This is a genomic window from Paenibacillus sp. FSL H8-0283, assembly GCF_045040675.1.
GTDB lineage: Bacteria > Bacillota > Bacilli > Paenibacillales > Paenibacillaceae > Paenibacillus > Paenibacillus amylolyticus.
Window position 1 is genome coordinate 97,211 of sequence record NZ_CP150295.1, and the last position, 21,194, is coordinate 118,404.

A 21,194-nucleotide genomic window follows, 5' to 3' on the forward strand; every position below is an offset into this window, starting at 1 on the left:
AAGGCTAATATGTATAAAAACATCTTCATCGCCGCACTTTATAGGAGTGGAGGTGGTAAGATGAACCGCGAGTTAAACATCGATCAGACAGAGCTTGTAGGGGCTTGGCAAGAACGTTTGCCTCAAGTCCTGAATGTTGGAGACCAGGCTCAGGTAATGGCCGATGAAGCCGATCAGCAGGCGATTCGGATACACATTGCTACAGCAGGGCACGAGATGTACTCTTTTGATTTCAAATGTGCATATGTCGATTCCCGTGAAGTCAGCGTACAGCTGATTGATGTGGAACGGGATGGACGAACGACGGATGAGCGTACAGAACCGATTCAGGAACTGGCTCACGATTATACACGGCACATTCATGAATGCGCCCAGTCGTTACAATCCCAGACGAGATAATAGCCTGAAATCTGAAGGAGTGAACTCAATTGACTAAAGCCAAAGCGGGAGTAGACAAAAACCTGCAAAATGTAGTCGATGATCTGGAGCAGCCTGCCGTAAACAGTCATTATGCCCAGCAAAATCAGCAAGATATTAATGATCGCCGTCATCAGGATGCACTGAATCATGACAAAACGGAAGATAGGGACCCATCCCATTCCTAACAATGATGAGGGGGCAATAATATGAGCAAACCAAAAACAATTCCCGTACCGGAAGCGCAAGCATCCGAACAGCATCGTCATTCATCCAAACGCTCTTCCATGCAGGAACCATTATCCGGTTCCAAAAAAGTAAAAAATCAAAATCATGTGGATCATTTGAATCCTCAAGGTTAATAGAAGAAACAGATTCACGCAAAAGTCCCTTGTTACCTAACAGGGGGCTTTTGCGTATTCATACATATATAAAGACAGGCACATGGTTATTCCCAAAGCTGACATAGGTCTTTGTAGCCATTTTAAAGAGGAAAGATCACATTTTTCCCAAATTAGGTTTCGGTATCTGGTGATATGGTATATCATTGATATTGAATTACTTTTTTTTGGGGTTATCACGAGAGGAGAGAAACAAATGACTAAACGTATGGGGGCGCTTCTTCTCACGTTGCTGTTGACCGTATCTATGGCATTAACAGCATGTAGCAGCAAGCAGGAACCAAAAGAGGCATTGAAGACGGCTGCGGCCAATGCTTCCAAATTGACTTCGTATGAAATGAGTTCTAATTTCACTATTAATGAATTGAGCTATAAACCTGGGGATGCTTCACAAACTGATCCTACCATGACTCAGTTTATGAGCATGCTGAAGGATGCTCAGTTGAATGTAACAGGTGTATACCAAAGTGAGCCAATGCAGACAGAGATGACTCTTGGCATCGAGCTTAAAGGCGACATGGGTATGACCTTTAACATCCCAATGGTGATGACAGCAGAGAAACTCTATGTGAAAGTGCCGAATATTCCATTCTTCCCGATTCCGGAGAATGTTGTTAACAAGTTCCTGGAGCTGGACCTGAAAGAACTGGCTGAGCAAGAGGGTACAGAATGGAACCCTGATGCTATGGACGCAGCCAAAACGCAAAAGCTGAGCAACGAAGTCATGGACGCAGTGCTGAGCGAGTACGATCAAGCTAAATTCTTCAAAAATCTAGACACCAAAGATGCAAAACTTCCTGAAGGTGTAGATGCGAAGCAAGTTGTACAATTCTCGGTGAATAATGACAATGTTAAAGAAGCAGTTACTGTACTGGTAACAAAAGCTATGCCTAAAGTATTGGATATTATTTCCAAAGAGGAATATCGTGAAATGCTGCAAATGGATCAGGCTGATATCGACAAAGCTAAAGAAGATCTGAAGATCACTGAAGCAGATCAGGCTGAAATGGCTAAAGACTTGGATAAATTGAAAGATGTTCTGACAATCAACCAATTCAACATCGATTTCGCATTGGACAAAAACGACTTCCCTGTATATCAAAAGATGGTCGCTGATGTGCTGATCAAGCCAGAAGGTACAAAAGACGAAGTGAAATTGGCATTTACCGGTTCCAATACGTACACTAAGATTAACGAAAAAGCAGCATTCAAAATCAACATCCCTACTGGCGATGACGTAATTACTATGCAAGAGTTCGAAGAACTGATGAACGCTTCATACGGATACTAATCTCGCTGAGTTCAAACCGTCTGTGATTCAAGTGAAGGATAATATCCTTCCGCTTGGGTACAGGCGGTTTTTTTAGTTAGACAGCGTAAGAGGGGATATACGCAAAATAATTGATCTTTGAAGTTGAATCGTGGCTGGTGATCTATATAAATAAAACCGCACTCTCTCCTACATAACTAGAGTAGTGCGGTTTTGTACATTAAATTTGTATATTGTTGAATTGGGAATACAGACAGCTTTATTGGGAAGCTTCTAAATCAATTAATTCTTAAGTTCGTCCAAGTCTTCAGCAAGTACAGCATAGATCTGATGATCCTGATATTTGCCGTTGATCTTGAGGTATTTGCGCGCAGTACCTTCAAACTGGAATCCGTTCTTCTCCAGTACGCGCTGTGAACCTTTGTTGGAGGGCAATACTGCAGCCTGAATCCGATTTAACTTTAGCGCACGGAAGCCATAAGCTACGGCCAGTTTAACCGCTGCTGTCATTCGTCCGCCACCCTGATAATCTGGATGGATAAAGTAACCCATATCCGCATAATTGGCAACGCCCAATACGACATTGTTGATACTTACTTGTCCAATCAACAGGCTGTCTTTAATAGTATAGATTCCAAATTGATATCCTGTACCATCTTCTGCTGCCTTGACCCGATCCTCAATCCGCCGAGTCTGAGCATCCAGTGTATAGAATTCATCGTCTCGCACGGGTTCTACAGACTGGTAGGGGACGCGTGTGACCTGAATCAGGTCCAAATAGGACTGTGTATCTTGGGGTGTGAGCAACCGAAGGCTTATGCCATTGGCTGTATCATAGAGTGTTAGTGCCATTACAGCACACTTCCTTTCTAATTGGGATGTTTGTAGTCGGTGACTACTTTAACTTTTGGCGCAGACTTCTGAAAAATTGAGTTAGCATCGTGGAGCATTCAGGTTGGAGAATATCCGCAATAACCTCGGTGCGATGGTTAAAACGCGGCTCCTGTAACAGGTTCATCAGTGTACCTGCACAGCCTGCCTTGGGATCAGCCGTACCATAGATTACGCGGGGGACCCTGGATTGTACAATTGCACCTGCACACATTGGACAAGGTTCCAATGTGACGTACAGAGAACAATCCAACAAACGCCAAGCTCCGATGGTCTCGCTGGCCTGACGAATAGCCACCATCTCTGCATGGGCGGTGGAATCCAGTGTAGTTTCACGCAGATTGTATCCCCGACCAATAATTTGGTTATTTTGTACGATTACAGCTCCAATCGGCACTTCCCCAAGAGCTTCAGCCTTGTAGGCCTCGGCAATGGCCTCTCGCATCCAGTGCTCATGTTGAGCCTCTTCAGATAAATTCCCAAGATCGGGCTGGGGAGAATGGTCATTCATTACTATATAACTCCTTCCAAAATCGTTTATTCAGCGAACAAATATTCGGGTTGTTAACATGTTGTGTATAGAATTGTGGATAACCATGTAGTTGCTCACATAGTTATAAACAAACTATCCACAAGCCTGTGGGTATGTGGATAAATATAGTGATTAATTTCATTGTAGAGTTCGAAAATGCAAAAAACAACGAATTTCGAGCTTTTCAGTCATTCGGTAACTTTTGGACACAGGTCAATTATCCTTTTCAAAAAGACATACAAGCGTTATGATGGAGATAGGTTTTGCCATATATCGCCAGAGGGTACAAGCCGAGAGGTGAACAAAAAAACTTGTCTATTAAAACGAAATTATCCATGATTATGTCGTGCTCAGTGCTCGTTATTTTAGTGTTGAATATCGCACTGAGTTATTATACTACAGAAGAGAATCTGAGGCAGGACAGTGAAACCAAGATGGTGCTCACTGCAAAGCAGATTGCAATTGCTGTCGAACAGAATCAATACAGTTCGGATTATGTAAAACGGCAGATTGGAAACAATCTGTGGCTTGCTGCTGTCATGGCAGCGGAAGAATTGGACCCGGATATTAATAATATCACAAATGAAGAACTTGTACGCTTGAGCCAAAAGGTCGGCGTCTCACATATTTCGTTAATGGAGCAGACGGATGATGACATCGTTGTTAACCGCTCCTCAGATCCGAGAGAAATCGGGCTGTCCACCAAATCCATGACTTATTGGTATCAGGCCTTTAAGCAATTGTTTGAAAAACAACAGGTGACGATTCCCCAAGGACAGAAGTTGGAGCATTTCTGGTCAGATGGATTCGAATATTCGACATCCAGTCCTTCGGATATTGATATCTGGGGTTACTACCATGATGGAAAGAGAAACTACATAATCAATCCCTTCTATAATAATACGGAAGTTGATGACTATGTGAAAATCTCTAGTCCGGATGAGATTTTAAATAAAATTCGTGAGGTCAATCCCTCCATTCTGGAGATTACAGGCATCAATCCGTTGACTTTTGGTAGCCCGAACATGAGTGATGACGGAAGAGATTCGAACTTTAGCAAGTTGAATAACAGACCGATTCGTTTTGGTACATACCAGTATGGTTCTACGGATGAGGATCATCGTGCTGTGGTGCGCGCCATTCGAACAGGCCAAAATGTATCTTTTGTCAGTGAAACGCACGAACAGAAGGTACTGAAGAGTTTTATTCCCATTTTTACACCCAATCAGTCTTCCTATGTGATCAGTATTGTCATGGACTATAAGCAAATATCCTCCATGGTATCTGAGCAGTTGGTGAGCCATGCCTCCATATCGTTGGTTTTGCTGGAGATTGTGATCTTTGGCAGCTATTTGCTCGCAGGGTATATTACGCGTCCGATCCAATCCATACTGGGCAAAGTGAATGATGTAGCAGATGGGCACTTTGATTTCCGTCTGAAAGTACGGAGGAAGGATGAACTTGGCCAACTGGCCAATCGTATTAATGCCATGATTCGTAATCTGGGCCATTATACGAGTCGTCTGAAACAGATGTATGAAGAGAATCGGGCGGTGAAAGAACATCTGGAGTCCATTATCAATCAGACAGCGGACGCCATTCACATTACGGATCTTGAAGGAAAAGTGCTGCGGGTTAACCGCGCATTTGAACAATTATATGGCTTTCGAAGTCGTGAGGTGGAAGGTCGTAATCTGAAGATCATCCCGCCAGAGGCAGAAGAAGAAATGAAACGTCAGCATGCCCAACTCGTTGAAGGGATGTCCATTACGTCCAACGAAACTACCTGGATGAAGAAAGACGGGACCCGAGTAGAGGTCAGTGTCAGTACGGCTCCGGTACGAGACGAGGCTGGAGAGATTACCGCGCTCATTAGTGTCTCCAGGGACATTACAAGCCGTAATCGGATGGAAGAGCTGCTGAGACGTTCTGAGAAGCTAACAACCGTGGGCCAGCTTGCAGCAGGTGTGGCACATGAGATTCGTAATCCACTGACCACGCTGCGCGGATTCCTGCAGTTACAGCAAGAGAGCAACAAGCTGAATCATCGTCATCTGGATCTGATGTTATCGGAGCTGGATCGAATCAACCTTATTGTTGGTGAATTTTTGATTCTGGCGAAACCGCAGGCGGTTCATTTTCAGAATCGGGATATTCGTTTTATTCTTGGCGATGTCATCTCGTTACTGGATAGTCAGGCGCATCTGCATGGTGTAGAATTTGTACTGCGTGCCTCATCCGATTCGGCTATGGTACACTGTGAAGAGAACCAATTGAAGCAGGTATTCATCAATTTGCTGAAAAATGGTATGGAGGCCATGCCAAATGGAGGAAACATCCATATCAAGCTCAAGCATGACGAGCAATCGAAACGCGTCAGAATTGAGATCAGGGATGAAGGGATCGGTATCCCGGAAGAGATGATGCCCAAGCTTGGGGAGCCTTTCTTTACGAATAAAGAGTCTGGAACAGGGCTTGGCCTGATGGTCAGTCAGCGCATTATTCAATCACATAAGGGCATGATGGATATTAAAAGCGTCATGAACAAGGGAACAACGGTTATTATTGAACTGCCTGCATCCGAGCAACAACCGGAAGTTATTGAGGTAGATCAGGTAACAGATGACACATTTACAGATGAAGAGAAATAGATGAGGTGAGATTACCTTTTGCGTATTAATAAATTTATTAGTGAAACAGGTTATTGCTCCCGGCGTGAAGCCGACAAGTTGGTGGATAGTGGTCAGGTAACCATTAATGGAGTTAAGGCTGAACTGGGCAGTCAGGCAGAAGAAGGCGACGATGTACGAATCAATGGCAAGCCAATCAAGGAAAAGAGAAAACACGTATATATCGCGCTGAATAAACCGATCGGGATCACAAGTACAACCGAGCAGCATATTCAGGGCAATATCGTTGATTTTGTCGGGCACGATGAACGTATCTTTCCTATTGGACGTCTGGATAAGGACTCGGAAGGTTTGATCCTGATGACCAATGATGGTGATATCGTTAACCGGATTCTTAGATCAGAAGGGCGCCATGAGAAAGAGTATATCGTTACTGTTGATCGATCTGTAACCCCGAGTTTCCTTAGAGGTATGAGCACTGGGGTGAAGATCCTGGGTGAAATGACCCTGCCTTGTACAGTGACCCGGATGACGGATCGAGTATTCCGTATCATCCTGACTGAAGGAAAGAACCGTCAGATTCGGCGGATGTGTAGTGCCTTTGGTTACGAGGTTCGTAAGTTGAAGCGTATTCGGATCATGAACATCCATCTTGGAGAAATGGCGACAGGTTCATGGAGAGAGCTTACCCCTGCTGAAAAAGCGGAGCTGGGCGGTCTGTTAGACTATTCACTGGAATAGTTGGTTCGAGTTCGACTAATTTAACCGATTAAAGCTCTGCTTTCCGAAAAGGAGCGCAGGGCTTTTTCTCGGAAAGCAGAGTTAATGAAGACTAGTCAATAATACCGAATAGTAAGGAAATATGTAGATGAACCAGGCATAAGCCTTATATAAACCCAAAAGACCGTTCTCCTTGTACCTGGAGAACGGTCTTTGGTTAATGAATCGCTGCAGGCCTCTAGTTTCCTCCGCCAACGGCTTTTACATTTGTATTGTTACTTTGATACTTCCGAATGATAGATACCTCTACACGGCGATTCTGTGCCCGTCCCGTATTGGTGTCATTGCTGGCAATTGGGTGATACTCTCCATAACCACTTGGTGTGAATTTGGAAGGGTCCAATTGCGAGTTCAGCAACAGGATTTTCAGGAAGTTGAGCGCACGATCTGCGCTTAGATCCCAGTTATCCTTATATTGGTTGTTCGAAATGGGAATATTATCGGTATGACCGGATACAACCACTTCATATTCAGGGAACTCTTGCAGCATGCTTGAGATTGCTTTGGCCAGGGATCGTGATTCAGGCTTCACATCTGCTCGGCCTGAGGAGAACAGGGCGTTATCACTGATGGTGATCTTCAATTCAGACTGATTCAGCTTGGTGTTCAGCTGGTCCGAGAGCCCGTTCTTCGAGATATATTTGTCGAGCCGCTCTTTGAGTTTCTCCAGGTCTTCTTGTTCTTTCTTAGCCATCTGTGCATCTGTAATCTGAGCTGGTGTTTTCTTGGTGATTTCTGTAGGTTCCTGTTTGTTCTTACCCAAATCAGCACCTGGCGTATCCGGATTCATGGACGAATGGTCCAGAATCCCGGAACCTCCATTTAATGCACTGTTTAGTGCGGAAGCCATCTGCTCGAACTTAGCTGCATCGATTGAACTCATACCGAACAATACAATAAACAGAGCGAGCAACAAGGTCATCAAGTCGGAATAGGGAAGCAACCAGCTCTCGTCTATATGCTCTTCATGTGGTTCGTGCTTCTTAGCCTTTTTCACCTGGTGATCCCTCCTTCTCTTCCAGTTGTTTACGTTCGGAAGGTGTCAGGAATACGGATAACTTTTGGTTGATGGCGATGGTGGAGACACCGGATTGTATGGATAACAGTCCTTCAACCATCATCAGCTTGATCTCCATTTCTTGCTTGGACATCCGTTTCAGCTTGTTAGACATCGGGTGCCATAACACGTAACCACTAAATATACCAAGGAGTGTTGCGATAAATGCTGCCGCAATCGCATGGGAGAGTTTCTCCATGTCACTGAGATCGGCAAGTGCTGCGATGAGACCTACAACGGCCCCGAGAACCCCGAGCGTTGGTGCGTACATCCCCGCCTGAGCGAAGATCAAGGCACTGCCACGGTGGCGCTCCTCTGTAGCATGAATATCTTCCATGAGCACATCACTTACAAATTCCTGATCGTTGCCGTCTATAATCATACGCATACCGCCACGAAGGAACTGATCGTCAATCTCTTCTACTTTTGATTCCAGTGCAAGCAAACCTTCACGACGGGTAGTGGAAGCCCAATCCATAAATGTGCCGATCAGGGATACGCGATCAATTAGTACTTGATTTTTGAAAACAATCCCGAAAAGCTTAGGGATTTTTTTAACTTCAGACATCGGAAATGCGATAAAGATGGTTCCTGCTGTACCAACAAAGATAATAATGTAGGCTGCGGGATTGTTAACCAGGTTGATTAAGGGCGCACCCTTCAAGAACATACCAAATACAAGGGAGACCAGCCCCAAAATTAGTCCAATAATCGTTGAAATGTTCATCATACACCTCATCCATGAGATAAAATTGAATCCTTTCAAGCGGCTGTGTTCGGGCTTCCGGACGAATTTTTGGCCGCAATCCGTTCAATGTTAGGCATTCCTTACGGTTGCTAAAACAGTTAAAACGGTCATATATGTATTTATCGACCAGAAGGCCTTTTTTTTTAAGGGCTATTTTCAGGTATAATAAGATCAAATCCGCTCCTTAGGGGCCGAATAGGAGTGAAAAGCCAATGGGCGTAAAGCATGGACGGGATTATGAAGGAATTTTGACAGATCTGACAACGGCAATCGGACGCATACCGGATCGGTATGTTTTCTTTGAAATGGACGCGGAAGAGTGGGAGAGACTGGCTGCATCTGACCAACTTGAAGTGGATGAGGCGTTGGCGGAGGATCTGTTCTATGCGCTGGGCGAGGAGTCCGTTATTCCGGTTGGAAGTGGCGTGGTCATCCACGATAAGGAACAGCACCGCATTCATATTTTGATCGGGGAAGAAGAGTTAACATTTGTACCTTTAATTTAGTGTGTTTACTTGCATCTTTAGGGGTGTAAATGGAATTGGAATTCCCCTCAAAGCCTTATGGTTATTGGTTCTATGCCATGTAGTTGATTGGATTTTGAAGCTTGTCCGTGGTAAGATGTTAGTCGTGAAATGGGCCAACCGCATGGCGGTGAGCCTGGCCTTTGAGGTTGCTGTTGATCGCACCGAAGGTGTCGGTGGTTATACGGACGCATGTCTGTAATGTACCATCCTATGGGGAGGAAGATAACGCATGGTTTTTTCGCAAGAGGAAGTCGAAGCTCATCTGGGAAGGCTGGAAGGCTGGGAACTGGAAGAGGGACGGTGGATTGTACGTAAATTCGTGTTCTCCAACTACATGAAAGGGATTGCATTTGTGGATGAGGTCGCTGCGATCTCGGAAGCATTCAATCATCATCCTTTTATTACGATTGATTATACAACGGTTACGTTGCGTCTCACATCATGGGATGCGGGTGGTATCACATCTGTAGATATCAAGGAAGCAGGGCAATATAACGAAGCTTATGACAAAATGAGGTCGCAATAACGAGGTCGGTTATTATCACGCGGCCAGAAGTGAGTGAACCATACATGTCAGACTATAATCAGAAACAACCTCTTATTGCTGTCGTAGGCAGTCTCAATATGGATCTTGTGGTGAAGACAGACACGATTCCGGAAGAGGGAGAGACGGTGAGCGGTGAGGAGCTACATTATCTCGCTGGTGGCAAAGGGGCCAACCAGGCTGTTGCCGTTGCGCGTCTGGGTGGACAGACTACGATGATTGGTGCGGTGGGATCGGACGGTTTTGGCGAACGTCTGCTGCACAGTCTGACGGAAAGTGGTGCAGATGCCTCGCAGGTTCGCATATTGGAAGACACGGTTACAGGGACGGCTTCCATCTGGCTCTCTCGGGGAGACAACCGGATTATCGTTATTCCTGGTGCGAATGGGCAAGTGGTGCCTGAGATGCTGGAAGAGGCGGATACGGTAAAAAGCCTGACTGCAGCGGCAGCGGTGCTGCTACAGCTGGAGATCCCGCTGCCAGCGGTTACCCGCGCCGCCCAACTGGCGGCTGAAGGCAGCGCACTGGTGGTGCTCAACCCGGCTCCCGCGGTGCCGGGTCTGCCCCAGGAGCTCCTGCGGTGCGTCGACGTTGTCACGCCAAACCGCAGCGAGCTTGCCGTGCTTACCGGCCGGGATCATCTCCGGCCGGAAGACCTGGATGCGGCGGTCGCAGAGCTCGCCGCATCCCTCGGGGCCGCTGTCGTCACGACGCTCGGCCCCGAGGGGGCTGTCTACGCGGCGGCGCCTGGTGGCCGCGTACAAGCAGGGCGTGCCGGCGCGTGCCGTGCGCCCGGCTACGCCGTAAGCGCCGTCGATACGACCGGCGCTGGCGATTGCTTCAACGGCGCGCTGGCGGTAGCCCTCGCGCGCGGTGAGACTTTGGACGCGGCCGTAGGCTTCGCCATGGGTGCGGCCGCGTTATCCGTGACAAAGCTCGGCGCCCAGTCCGGGATGCCGTCCGCACGTGAAGTTGAGGCCTTTTTGGCTGAGCATGCCGCAGAGGCTTAATAATTGATATAACAAAGAGGCTCTTATTCTCCGAAAAGGGGATTAAGCGCCTCTTTGTTATGCGTGTGCAGAGATTATTTCTTCTCTGACAGCCACATGGCGATATTTGCAATCTCTTCGTCCTGCAGTTTGCCCTTGAAGGAAGGCATACCACCTTTACCTTTGACAATCGTAGAATAGATCTTCTCCAGATCATCCTGGCTGCCGATGTTGGCCAGAGCAGGTCCTACGCCACCTTGAAGCTGATCCCCGTGACAGGAGATACAATTGGCTTTGACCAGTGCTTCAGCTTGTCCGGCATCCAATGTTACTTCCGGCATGGTTGGCTTGGCTTCTTCAGCCACTTCTTCTTTCCCTGGAAGCGTAAACATTAAAACAATAGCTAAAGCGCATGCTGCAAAAAATACTCCGCTCATGATCCATTTGTGCATCCCTTATGTCCCCTCCAGAATGAAAGATCATCTAACCTGAAACTATCCATATCATTATAACGGAACCTGTACTGACATCATAGCATTTTGTGGGAATTTTTTGAACTAATCACATAACAAGGGGCAAATTTGGTTGTTTTGCAATGGATTCTAACCGCGAGGCCCTTCATAAACCATACAGTGAAAGGGCTTCAAGCCGCTGGGGGTCTGTCGTTCGTATGTATCCTGGGTGACAAATCCACTCTTCAGATAGACTTGAATGGCACGAGCATTCCAAGTGAGTACTTCCAGATCAATCTCATTCGTGGGATTTCGGCGAATAGCTTCCTGTACAATGGCAGTGACAAAAGCTGTCCCTTGACCCTGACCACACAGCTCTGGATGCATGCCAAGGCCAATCCGGGTTACCCCTTGAAGTGGGAAGTATTGAGCAAACCCACATATACGATCGTTCTGATCCAAGACGATCGCATATTGCTCCTGCCGCAGCTGTGCATCTCCGAATTCCACTTCCAGAGCTTTCATCTGCTCCCAGGGGAGCCAGCTGTAGATATTGTAAGGCGGATCATACTGCCAACTGCAGATAAGCTCCGCATGTTCTTCTCGCATGGGTACAACGTGAAACGTCACAGGGGTTTCCTTCATACACCTGCATGCTCCTTTCCTTGAAACAGAACTCTTTGTCCACTCTACAAAAGAGATGTTCATTTAGCAAGTCTTCCTTCCCAAGAAAAAAAATGAAACAAAAGTTCCGGTAATTTCGTTTATATTATAACGGGATGGGTAAAAACATCATAAGGGCACGGACGAACGAACGCAAAATGAACCTGTTGATGTCGCAGGATATGCCCCGAGTATAACTTGCAACATGAATAAGGATTGAAGCACAAAAAAACCGCCGGATACATTCCTGCGGAGAATGTACCGGGCGGTTCTGTTATGCTTCTTGCTTCGTTCCAGTATGTTTAATGGTTACAGCATCATGTTGCTCAGCTTGTCCCTAGTCAAGGGCCAGTGATTCATATGCGTCCGTGCTCATAATCCGTTTTGCGCCAACATAACGATTGGCCCAATAGTTTTCACTCAATGCACTGATCGTAACGCCTTTGGAAGAAGAGGAGTGTGCGAACTTTCCATCCCCTACAAAGATTCCTACATGGGATACGCCTTTACCTGTTGTATTAAAGAACACCAGATCGCCAGCTCTCATTTCCATGCGGGATACGGAATCGCCCATGTCGAATTGGGAACTGGATTGGCGTGCCAAATCAATACCCAACTTTTCGAATACATACCGTGTAAATCCGGAGCAGTCAAAGCCGTTGAGCGTTGTTCCTCCACTTTGATATGTAGTTCCCATTGCTGAATCAATTACTTTGTCCATCTTAGAATCTGCGAATGCGCTACCTGCACCAAGCGATAATGCGAATGTGATGCTAAGTACAGCTGCGGTTAATTTCTTCTTGAACAAGAGATATTCCCCTTCCAACGCCTGCGAGGTTAGCTTAAGGATTCGGTTGAAGGTCCCCTATGATCCCTCTGTAGCAAGATCAATTCACCCATAACTGGTTCCCCCGCTTCCCAGGTGCCAGGAATTTGGCTATGCTAGTTATGCACCTGCGAAATCAAGAAATGATGATTTAATTTTAAGTAGTTACAAATATGAATGTAAATATTACAAAGTTGTTACTAAAAACTCACTGCGATTATTGTAACAGAGGAGTACGGCTTTGGCAACGTTTAGCAACAAATTTAGCAAAAAAAACCCCGACCTTTGACGGGGAAAGGTTGAGGTTTGCCTATTTATAAGTACATATTAGGCCATGAGTTTAACATTTGATGGTAACAATTTTTAAACTATCTGCTCTCACCTTTGGATATTTTGGACTGCCATAAACGGAAATGGCTGCATATTTTCCACAGACTTAATAGACACCTGGCAAGTGGATACGTCTGTTGTAGTATAAGCCCGGTAAGTCCCGTTAATAACCATGAGGCTGTAGTGAATGCCCCAAAGACGAGCAGGTGTACTCCGCCCAGCAGGAGTGCAATGCCGATTACGGCGATGAGATGACGCAGTGCAATCCAGAGGGCTTTGAGGGTGCCGTGAGCCCCGCCTTCTCCTTCTGGTGCCGAAACACCGAACTGCATGTAGAGTATGACATGGTGGATGATCCAACCATATACAATCCAGGCAGCAACATAAGGTATACCAGGCAAAAGTAATTGAAGCGAATGAAATCCGTCCATGAGAATTGAGTAAAGCTTCGGTATGAGCCAGTAGGCGGGCAGAAGTATCAATAATGTACGTATGGTGTGGAGCAGTAGCATCGGTTTCCACAGATTTTTGATTCCGCGGACAAAGGGGATGCGCTCTTCTGTAGAATTAAAGTGCTGAAGTGAGTAGAGCAGTCCTGCCTGAATGAGGGGGCTGATCAACATGCGAACCAGCAGCATGCCCCCGAGAATCCATAGATAACGATGAACCTCCGGATGGGTAGACAGGTTAAGTTGACTTTCCATTTTGAACAAAAGTGTACTCAGCTCACCGGCATCAGCATCTGGATAGCGAAGGAGCAGTGGGATGACGGCCGATTGTACCATTCGATAGAAGAAATATCCCCAAATGAGTTGATAGAGAAATAAGAGTGCGGCAATGAACATATGCTGACGGACGAGAAACCAGCCTTCACGTATTTTCGCTTTCACCGTTTCCACCTCACCATGACAGACCTCCGAATATGGCTTCTATTAGTTTGGTTACACTCATGCTCCAGCGGGACTTCGTCTGCTCATCCAGTCCGGATTTCAGGAAATTGTTCATATGGCGGTTCTCCAGCACGATCGAGTACAGGGGATCGGTCATGGCCCAGGATACGGGGGATGTGTGAGTTAATTTATACGTGATGCGATCTTCTTTGCCATTCCATTGCTTGGTGAGGATATGCCCGTCTTCAAAAGCAATGCGAACAGGAACGGCGCTGTAATCACTACCTTTTTTTGCGATCGTCACGGATGACTCGTACAATGTTTGACCGTCTTTCTGTACGGGCGTAACACGAATCTTCTCTACAGCAAAGTCAGCCATCCCGTTACTATAGACGTATTGATCAAAATAATCAGACCAGGAAGTGCGGGTCACTTGTTCCACAATTTTCTGAAAATCAGCCGAAGTGGGATGTTTGAAGCGGTACTTCTTCACATAGGTAGAGAGGATGCGTTCCATCTTTTTGGCACCGACTTGATGTTCGATACCAAGCAATACAAGTTTGCCACGTGTATAGACATTGGCTGCATACTCATTCTGTGAATCAAACTTCCAGGATTCTTGTGTTAAGGATGAAGGAGACGTAATCAGTCCCGATTGTACTGGCAGATTCGGAATCAATCCGTATTCCTGCTCCATCAGTTTGTCTTCTGCATAAGAGGTGAATCCCTCATCCAGCCAGGCTTCCTCGAATTCGTTGCTGGCAACCATGCCGTAGAAGTACTGGTGTCCGATCTCATGGACTACGGTACGTTCCAGGTCATAACCCGGAGTAGTATCATCGGCTCCAAAGGCCGTAACTAGCGTAGGGTATTCCATACCTCCAGCGCCGTTCCCCGCTTTGGGTGGAACTACGATGGATAAGGTAGCGTAAGGATATGGGCCAAACCATTTGCTATAATTGGCTAGAGCGGCCTTCGCGGCGTAGAAGTAACGTTCTTTCAGATCCTGATGAGCAGGGTCCAGATATAACTTGATTCGTACACCAGGCACATTGGGTGCAGAGAAGGGTTCCTCGGCGTAGACAAAATCCGGTGAAGCTGCCCATGCGAAGTCATGCACATCATCGGCGTAAAATTGATAGACCTTTTCTCCATTCTTCACCACGGCTTGCTGCGTCGGAAATCCAGTAGCAGCTACTTTGTATGTTTCAGGCACCCGAATACGCACACTATATATACCGAAGTCAGCGTAAAACTCTGAATTGCCATGGTACTGGTGCAGATTCCAGCCTTCCGTTGTTCGTCCACGTCTGCCCACAGGTTCATAGGCACTTAATTTGGGAAACCATTGACCTGCCATGACAAAATGATCAGCAGTTCCCATCCGGGCAAAAATCTTCGGCAGATTCACTTCAAATCGGGTGTGGAGCGTGATGCTTTCCCCGCCTTTGACGGGTTTGGGCAAGCGTACTTTAATGAGGGTGGTGTCCTTGATATTTCCGTCATCTGGTTGCACATACTGCATCCGGTGCAGCAGAGAGAGCCCGTCCTCCGTTTTCATTTCGGTAATGTTCATGGAGCCATAACCATTGGTAGGCATGACATCACCCCGAAGCTTTCCACCGGATTCCTTCATAAAGGTGGTGTCAGCAGAAGAGAAGGCGTTGGGATACATATGAAAGTAAAGCTCGCTGACGGTTTTTTTACCTGGATGTGTCCAGGTAATCGTCTGAGTCCCTTCCAGTACATTCCCTTCGACCAGTTTTACATCCATGTGATATTCCACAACACGGTTGCTGTACACTTCGGCAGTAGGGGTCTGTACACTTTCTGGAGGTGCTGGCGTTGGGGCTATTGCCTTAGGCTTGCCCGATTCGGGGGCGAGTACTGGCAATTCGGAATGAGTTGAGCGATTATAACCCAGAGTGATCCATATCCCTCCGGCAAGTACACACAGGGCCAGGGATGCAGTGAGCCAGCTCTTGGCGCGTCGTGGAATCATCGTTAAATACCTCCCGTTGACAAGCATCTACAGCATGTATATGTTTGCAATGGGGCAATTATTAGTTAAAATATTTGTATCAACCCTTGGAGGTTATAAACATGGACCAAAACGAGCAAAACGGCAAAAAACAGATTGCCTTGAATATCGTTAGTGCAAAAAGCAAGCATAAAGGCTTCGGTGCAGGCTCCATTGAGCTGAATAACCTTTCCCCGGTCATTATTGATAATGGCGAAGCCAAAATCGATATCGGTGCGATGCATGCGAAGAGCAAAGTGGAACGCAATATCAAGTTCTCTACTAATCGTGAGGATGTGCCCAACGGACGCCAGGTATGGCTGGTGTGGGTAGCTGTCGACCGCACGGAGGAAGGCCAACTGTATGGTGGAGCAACGGCATGTGAGATGTGGATTGATACGGAAGCAAGACGTGGATGGAAACTGCTGGCCGAACATGTGAATCGCATGGATTATGCCTTGAAGCGTCGCTTCATGCTGGATGAGCTTGGACCCGAAGCTCGAGCTGCACTTAAGACACTGTTGATCTCACACAACGAAGACTGGTGGAATGCTTCTCCAGATGTATTGAAGGAAGCACTCGCCTAAGGCAGATCTTTCAACACAGTCTAAAAGAAAAAAGGCAAAAGGCCCCTTGACCGGAAAGTTCGGTTGGGGGTCTTTTGCTTGTGCTTTAATCGTATTCATCGATCTGAATAATTATGAGTTTTCATCCAAAGTGAATTTCCAATTGTTCAATATAACCAGGGGTTATAGGTGACGCAACTAAGTCATCGCCCATTTACGTCATTCTACCCACCAACGTTTGAAATCTCCCCACCAAGAATGTTTCTCTTCCTGTATGCCTTGTTGATTCTGTACCTGACGAGTCTTCTCATCTTCTCCAGAATCCGAATCATCCGTCGTACCATGACATACCTCTGTCGGTTCAGTACCATCAATAAAAACTTCCAATCGTTTCTCTTCACAACCGTTGCCTGCCAGCTTGCCGGATTCCGGATCAATATAGACACTTACGACATGATCAGGCACGGTGAAGATTTTGGGTGGTACGCTCGCAAGGGCCTGTTCTGTGAACTGGGCAAAGATCGGCGCTGCCCGGCGGCCATCCGAAGTGGAGATGGCTTTGCCTTGGTCGTACCCAACCCATACCGCGGTGGAGAGCTCCGGTGTGAATCCAACGAGCCAGGCATCCGTGTTGGTTGTTCCCGTTTTTCCCGCAACCGGGCGTTTGATCGCCTTAGACACCCGGTTGCCCGTTCCTCCATTTTCGAAGACACTTTCCATTAAACGAGTCAGTACATAAGCTGCCGCAGGTTCCACAACGGTCTCAGCCTTCGTCTGAGGCGATTCATAGAGCACACGTCCTGCGGCATCTGTCACTTGTAGAATGGCTACAGGTGGCGTCCGTTGTCCACCAGCAGCAATGACGGAAAAGGCCGATGCCATCTCCAGCGGGCTGACAGGTGACGTTCCCAGTGCAAGAGAAGGTACGGCGCTCAGGTTGCTTGTAATGCCAAGGTTTTTTGCCATACTCACAACCTCCTCAGGACCGATCTGCATAATGGTGTTCACCGCATAAATATTGTCTGAAGCGGCGATCGCCTGTCTTAGATCAATCTCACCCAGATACTTGTCTCCAAAGTTGCCGGGTTTATAGGTTTTGCGGTCATTGTCATAGTGAAAAAGGGTAGGTTCACTGTTAAATATGGATGCACTGGTGAGTTGCTTGGATTCCAGGGCTGCCAGATACATAATCGGTTTAAACGCCGAACCTGGCTGGCGCGTTGTCGCTAGAACATGGTTAATCTGATTGGTACGGTAATTCTTGCCGCCTACCATGGCTTTGATGTAGCCCGTACGAGGGTCGATGGACACGAGGGCCGTCTCCAGCTCACTTTTGGCATCCATACCCTTCGCTATGGCGTCTTCCGCTGCTTTTTGTACACGCAGATCCAGGGTGGTGTAGATATTCAATCCCCCATGATCCAGCATCGCTTCGCTGATTCCCAACTCTTTGATGGCCAGATTCCGGATATAGTCACGGAAATACGGGGCGCTTTCCACCGTTTTACGCTCGCTCTCCGGTTTGAACGAAAGCATTTTCTCATAGGCCTTATCCGCTTCGGCCTGGGTGATCTTGCCGATATCAGCCATGGCATTCAGCACAATCTTCTGTCGGTCTTTGGCATTCTTCATATGGTTATAGGGTGAATAGTAGGTAGGTCCTTTCGGGATTCCTGCCAGCATGGCACTCTCTGCAAGATCCAGCTGTTTCGCTGATTTGCCAAAATACATTCGTGAAGCCGCTTCGATTCCGTACGCACCATGCCCATAATAGATTTCGTTCAGATACATCTGCAAAATTTCATCCTTGCTGTATTTCATCTCCAATTGCGCCGTGTACATGGCTTCCTTGGCTTTGCGAGTCCATGTTTTCTCATGAGATAGATACAGGTTACGCGCAAGCTGTTGAGTCAATGTACTTGCACCTTGCGACATCTGCATATGTTCGAGGTTAACGAGCACAGCCCGTCCCATCCCTTGCACGTCGAACCCGTAGTGATTATAGAATTTGCGGTCCTCTACAGCCAGAGTGGCATGGACCAAATCTGGAGCGATATCCTCCAGTTGAACGGGTACAGAGTCTTTGCCACCTGCGGAGAAGGTAGCGATGACTTCACCCTGACTGTCCAGTAATCTGGAATTCCGATCAGAGTCTGCTAGGGGAAGGCTGGTTGCGTATAGATAGACCAATCCTGCAGCGGTAGCAAGTATGGCGAGCACGGCGAGCAGAGACAGGTTTTTAAACAATTTACGTACACGGAACCCGCGTTTGCGGGTCTTTTGATTTGGCTTGGTCATGGAACGGGCTCCTCTCTTTTCTTCCAGTATGGGACTTGATTGGCAGGGATATTCAATCGGGTGCATAAGCAAACAAAATGTAGCATTTTCGCCTTAAAAACCGTTTTGCAGTATAAACGTCAATCGCGTATAATGCAAAAGGGTAATGAAAAGGTAAGATTCGGCACAAGATACTAAAGCGCGTAAGGACGAACAGACGAATGGTCATTGATTCATTGATTAGTCAGACGCTCTGCACGCTCTGGTCAATTTAATCTATATAAATGAAGTGAACCGCGGACCTTTCCCGCAGGCCAGCAATCATAACACGATATGGCGCCGAACGCTGGACGTGCTTGGGCGAACCGATTATAGTGCACAGCGCTTGGTCGGGTATGGCTGATCATTAACTTTACGGAAAGAAGGTAGAGATTATGGAATTGTGGTTTACGGAGAAACAGACCCCGGTATTCGGGATCACCGCGAAGATTAAGCAGACCTATGTTACAGAGAAAACGGATTTTCAAGATTTGGCCATGGTAGAGACCGAGGAATTCGGTAACATGTTGCTTCTTGATGGCATGGTGATGACTACAGTAAAAGACGAATTCGTATATCACGAAATGGCGGCACATCCTGCGCTGAACACACACCCAAATCCGAAAAAAGTTCTGGTTGTCGGTGGCGGCGATGGCGGAGTCATTCGTGAAGTCATCAAGCATGTTGCTGTAGAAAAAGCAGTTCTCGTCGAAATCGACGGTAAAGTCATTGAATACTCTAAAAAATATTTGCCTGAAATTGCCGGCAAGTTGGACGAGCCTAATGTTGAAGTGCTTGTAAACGACGGCTACATGCATATTATTGAACATAAAAATGAATACGATGTGATTATCGTAGACTCCACGGAGCCTGTAGGCCCGGCTGCTCCATTGTTTGAGCGTGGTTTCTACCAAGGCATCTACGAAGCACTCAAAGAAGACGGAATCTTCGTTGCCCAAACGGACAACCCTTGGTTCAAGGCGGATCTGATCCAGAAGGTGAACAAAGACGTCAAAGAAATCTTCCCGATCGTACATGTGTACGGCTGTAATATTCCAACCTATCCAAGTGGTTTGTGGACATTCACCATGGGTAGCAAGAAACATGACCCGCTCGAAGTGGATGAGACTCAAATCCCGGAGTTGGATACCAAGTATTACTCTCCGCGTCTGCACAAAGCAGCATTTGTACTTCCTAAATTCGTGGAAGATTTAACGAAATAAAAGGGGAAATCATTAATGAAACTGGATCAAGCTTATTCAGGAAACGTATTTATTTGCAGCTCTGAGGATTATGAGAACTCCAAAGCGGTTATCTATGGCATGCCGATGGACTACACCGTCAGCTTCCGTCCGGGTTCCCGTTTCGGCCCATCTCATATCCGTCAAGCATCGGTTGGACTTGAAGAGTACAGCCCATATCTCGACAAAAGCATTGTAGACATGACATACTTTGACGCTGGAGACCTGCTCTTGCCTTTTGGTAACGCTGGACGCAGTCTTGAGGTAATTCATGAATACATCGGCAGTCTGCTCGCTGACGACAAATTCCCAGTTGGTCTCGGTGGCGAGCATCTGGTTACTTGGCCAGTCATCCAACAGATGTACAAGAAATACCCGGATCTTATCCTGATTCATATTGATGCACACGCTGACCTTCGTGAAAACTATGAAGGCGAGCCATTGTCCCACTCCACACCAGTACGTAAAGCAGCTGAGTTGATGGGTGGCAAAAATATCTATCAGTTCGGTATCCGTTCCGGTTCCCGTGAGGAGTTCCAGTATGGTCGCGAGAACATCAACTTCTATCCATTTGAAGTGGCAGCTCCGATGAAGGAAGCTCTTCCGAAGATGGGCAACCGTCCGGTGTATGTGACCATCGACATCGATGTGCTTGATCCGTCAGCAGCACCAGGAACAGGTACAGCAGAAGCGGGTGGCATTACGTCCAAGGAACTGCTGGAAGCCATTCATATGATCGCAGGATCTGATGTAAATGTAGTTGGTTGTGACTTGGTTGAAGTTGCACCAATCTATGATCCAACACAACAGACACAGATTGTAGCTGCGAAGCTGATCCGTGAAATGCTTCTTGGATTCGTGAAATAATCACAGAATAATCGATAAGTATAACGCTCTCTGTCTGCGCGGGTTCAACTTTGCGCAGGGGAGGGCGTTTTGTATTGTTAACTTTTGTACAGAGCTGTGCTATACTGACTACATAAGTATTCAGTAGTATATTAATTGATATATTACATTCGTGAAGTATATGGTGATCGGGTTCGGTCATATACTAAAAAGAGCCTTTACCGCTACCAACGGTAAAGACTCTTAGGACCCGAAAGG

Annotated in this window: 23 protein-coding genes and 1 riboswitch; of the genes, 13 read left to right on the plus strand and 10 right to left on the minus strand. The window is 46.8% G+C overall.

What is annotated here, in order from left to right; translation table 11 throughout:
• Positions 1 to 60: 60 nt before the first annotated feature.
• The 4 genes from MHI52_RS00450 (at position 61) to MHI52_RS00465 (ending at position 2,109) form a co-directional block, all read left to right on the plus strand.
• Entirely contained in the window at positions 61 to 399 is a 339-nt protein-coding gene (locus MHI52_RS00450; protein WP_036607297.1) for a hypothetical protein, read from the plus strand.
• 29 nt (positions 400 to 428) lie between these two features.
• Entirely contained in the window at positions 429 to 605 is a 177-nt protein-coding gene (locus tag MHI52_RS00455; protein WP_340983792.1) for a hypothetical protein, read from the plus strand.
• A gap of 21 nt (positions 606 to 626) precedes the next feature.
• Complete coding sequence (locus MHI52_RS00460; RefSeq protein ID WP_036607296.1) at positions 627 to 779, plus strand: small acid-soluble spore protein P; 153 nt, start codon at positions 627 to 629, stop codon at positions 777 to 779.
• A gap of 235 nt (positions 780 to 1,014) precedes the next feature.
• Positions 1,015 to 2,109, plus strand: a complete 1,095-nt coding sequence (locus MHI52_RS00465) for a hypothetical protein (RefSeq protein WP_340983791.1) — start codon at positions 1,015 to 1,017, stop codon at positions 2,107 to 2,109.
• Positions 2,110 to 2,370: 261 nt separating this feature from the next.
• On the opposite strand, the gene MHI52_RS00470 is transcribed toward MHI52_RS00465, so the two are convergent.
• Entirely contained in the window at positions 2,371 to 2,940 is a 570-nt protein-coding gene (locus MHI52_RS00470; protein ID WP_339284960.1) for a GNAT family protein, read from the minus strand.
• 43 nt (positions 2,941 to 2,983) lie between these two features.
• Entirely contained in the window at positions 2,984 to 3,490 is a 507-nt protein-coding gene (gene tadA / locus MHI52_RS00475; protein WP_076254823.1) for a tRNA adenosine(34) deaminase TadA, read from the minus strand.
• Between the two features lie 332 nt (positions 3,491 to 3,822).
• On the opposite strand from tadA, the gene MHI52_RS00480 reads away from it, so the two are divergent.
• Positions 3,823 to 6,162 carry an ATP-binding protein gene (locus MHI52_RS00480; protein WP_405158253.1) on the plus strand — a complete coding sequence of 780 codons (2,340 nt, stop codon included), beginning with the start codon at positions 3,823 to 3,825 and terminating at the stop codon, positions 6,160 to 6,162.
• Positions 6,163 to 6,180: 18 nt separating this feature from the next.
• Positions 6,181 to 6,882, plus strand: a complete 702-nt coding sequence (rluF, locus tag MHI52_RS00485) for a 23S rRNA pseudouridine(2604) synthase RluF (RefSeq protein ID WP_036607293.1) — start codon at positions 6,181 to 6,183, stop codon at positions 6,880 to 6,882.
• Between the two features lie 217 nt (positions 6,883 to 7,099).
• On the opposite strand, the gene motB is transcribed toward rluF, so the two are convergent.
• On the minus strand, positions 7,100 to 7,918 hold the full coding sequence (gene motB / locus MHI52_RS00490) for a flagellar motor protein MotB (protein ID WP_036607292.1): 819 nt from the start codon (positions 7,916 to 7,918) through the stop codon (positions 7,100 to 7,102).
• Entirely contained in the window at positions 7,905 to 8,705 is an 801-nt protein-coding gene (gene motA / locus MHI52_RS00495; RefSeq protein WP_036607291.1) for a flagellar motor stator protein MotA, read from the minus strand. The genes motB and motA overlap by 14 nt, the downstream gene beginning before the upstream one ends.
• A 233-nt stretch (positions 8,706 to 8,938) precedes the next feature.
• Between motA and MHI52_RS00500 the strand changes: the two genes are divergently transcribed.
• The 4 genes from MHI52_RS00500 to rbsK all read left to right on the plus strand — a co-directional run bounded on the left by MHI52_RS00500 (position 8,939) and on the right by rbsK (position 10,807).
• A complete protein-coding gene (locus MHI52_RS00500; RefSeq protein WP_074092938.1) occupies positions 8,939 to 9,232 on the plus strand; it encodes a hypothetical protein in 294 nt (97 codons plus the stop codon).
• 64 nt (positions 9,233 to 9,296) lie between these two features.
• Entirely contained in the window at positions 9,297 to 9,452 is a 156-nt protein-coding gene (locus MHI52_RS00505; protein ID WP_157116010.1) for a hypothetical protein, read from the plus strand.
• A gap of 30 nt (positions 9,453 to 9,482) precedes the next feature.
• Complete coding sequence (locus MHI52_RS00510; RefSeq protein ID WP_017691315.1) at positions 9,483 to 9,779, plus strand: 4a-hydroxytetrahydrobiopterin dehydratase; 297 nt, start codon at positions 9,483 to 9,485, stop codon at positions 9,777 to 9,779.
• A gap of 44 nt (positions 9,780 to 9,823) precedes the next feature.
• Positions 9,824 to 10,807, plus strand: a complete 984-nt coding sequence (gene rbsK / locus MHI52_RS00515) for a ribokinase (RefSeq protein WP_405158254.1) — start codon at positions 9,824 to 9,826, stop codon at positions 10,805 to 10,807.
• Positions 10,808 to 10,881: 74 nt separating this feature from the next.
• On the opposite strand, the gene MHI52_RS00520 is transcribed toward rbsK, so the two are convergent.
• From MHI52_RS00520 to MHI52_RS00540, 5 genes are all read right to left on the minus strand, one after another.
• Positions 10,882 to 11,238, minus strand: coding sequence for a cytochrome c (locus tag MHI52_RS00520; protein ID WP_036607288.1), 357 nt, complete (start codon positions 11,236 to 11,238; stop codon positions 10,882 to 10,884).
• Positions 11,239 to 11,388: 150 nt separating this feature from the next.
• A complete protein-coding gene (locus tag MHI52_RS00525) occupies positions 11,389 to 11,883 on the minus strand; it encodes a GNAT family N-acetyltransferase (protein WP_036607287.1) in 495 nt (164 codons plus the stop codon).
• A 355-nt stretch (positions 11,884 to 12,238) separates the two neighbouring features.
• Complete coding sequence (locus tag MHI52_RS00530) at positions 12,239 to 12,709, minus strand: C40 family peptidase (RefSeq protein WP_405158255.1); 471 nt, start codon at positions 12,707 to 12,709, stop codon at positions 12,239 to 12,241.
• A gap of 3 nt (positions 12,710 to 12,712) precedes the next feature.
• Positions 12,713 to 12,850, minus strand: a riboswitch (cyclic di-AMP (ydaO/yuaA leader).
• Positions 12,851 to 13,095: 245 nt separating this feature from the next.
• Positions 13,096 to 13,947, minus strand: coding sequence for a hypothetical protein (locus MHI52_RS00535; RefSeq protein WP_036607309.1), 852 nt, complete (start codon positions 13,945 to 13,947; stop codon positions 13,096 to 13,098).
• A 10-nt stretch (positions 13,948 to 13,957) separates the two neighbouring features.
• Entirely contained in the window at positions 13,958 to 15,949 is a 1,992-nt protein-coding gene (locus tag MHI52_RS00540) for a M1 family metallopeptidase (RefSeq protein ID WP_405158256.1), read from the minus strand.
• Positions 15,950 to 16,050: 101 nt separating this feature from the next.
• On the opposite strand from MHI52_RS00540, the gene MHI52_RS00545 reads away from it, so the two are divergent.
• Positions 16,051 to 16,554 (plus strand): YwhD family protein, encoded by a 504-nt coding sequence (locus tag MHI52_RS00545; protein ID WP_017691308.1) that lies wholly within the window; start codon positions 16,051 to 16,053, stop codon positions 16,552 to 16,554.
• A gap of 198 nt (positions 16,555 to 16,752) precedes the next feature.
• Here the strand turns inward: MHI52_RS00545 and MHI52_RS00550 are convergent, their stop codons facing one another.
• Complete coding sequence (locus tag MHI52_RS00550; protein ID WP_101315111.1) at positions 16,753 to 18,831, minus strand: transglycosylase domain-containing protein; 2,079 nt, start codon at positions 18,829 to 18,831, stop codon at positions 16,753 to 16,755.
• A 413-nt stretch (positions 18,832 to 19,244) separates the two neighbouring features.
• On the opposite strand from MHI52_RS00550, the gene speE reads away from it, so the two are divergent.
• Positions 19,245 to 20,072 (plus strand): polyamine aminopropyltransferase, encoded by an 828-nt coding sequence (gene speE / locus MHI52_RS00555; protein WP_282319746.1) that lies wholly within the window; start codon positions 19,245 to 19,247, stop codon positions 20,070 to 20,072.
• Between the two features lie 15 nt (positions 20,073 to 20,087).
• Positions 20,088 to 20,957 (plus strand): agmatinase, encoded by an 870-nt coding sequence (gene speB / locus MHI52_RS00560; protein ID WP_036607280.1) that lies wholly within the window; start codon positions 20,088 to 20,090, stop codon positions 20,955 to 20,957.
• Positions 20,958 to 21,194: the final 237 nt, after the last annotated feature.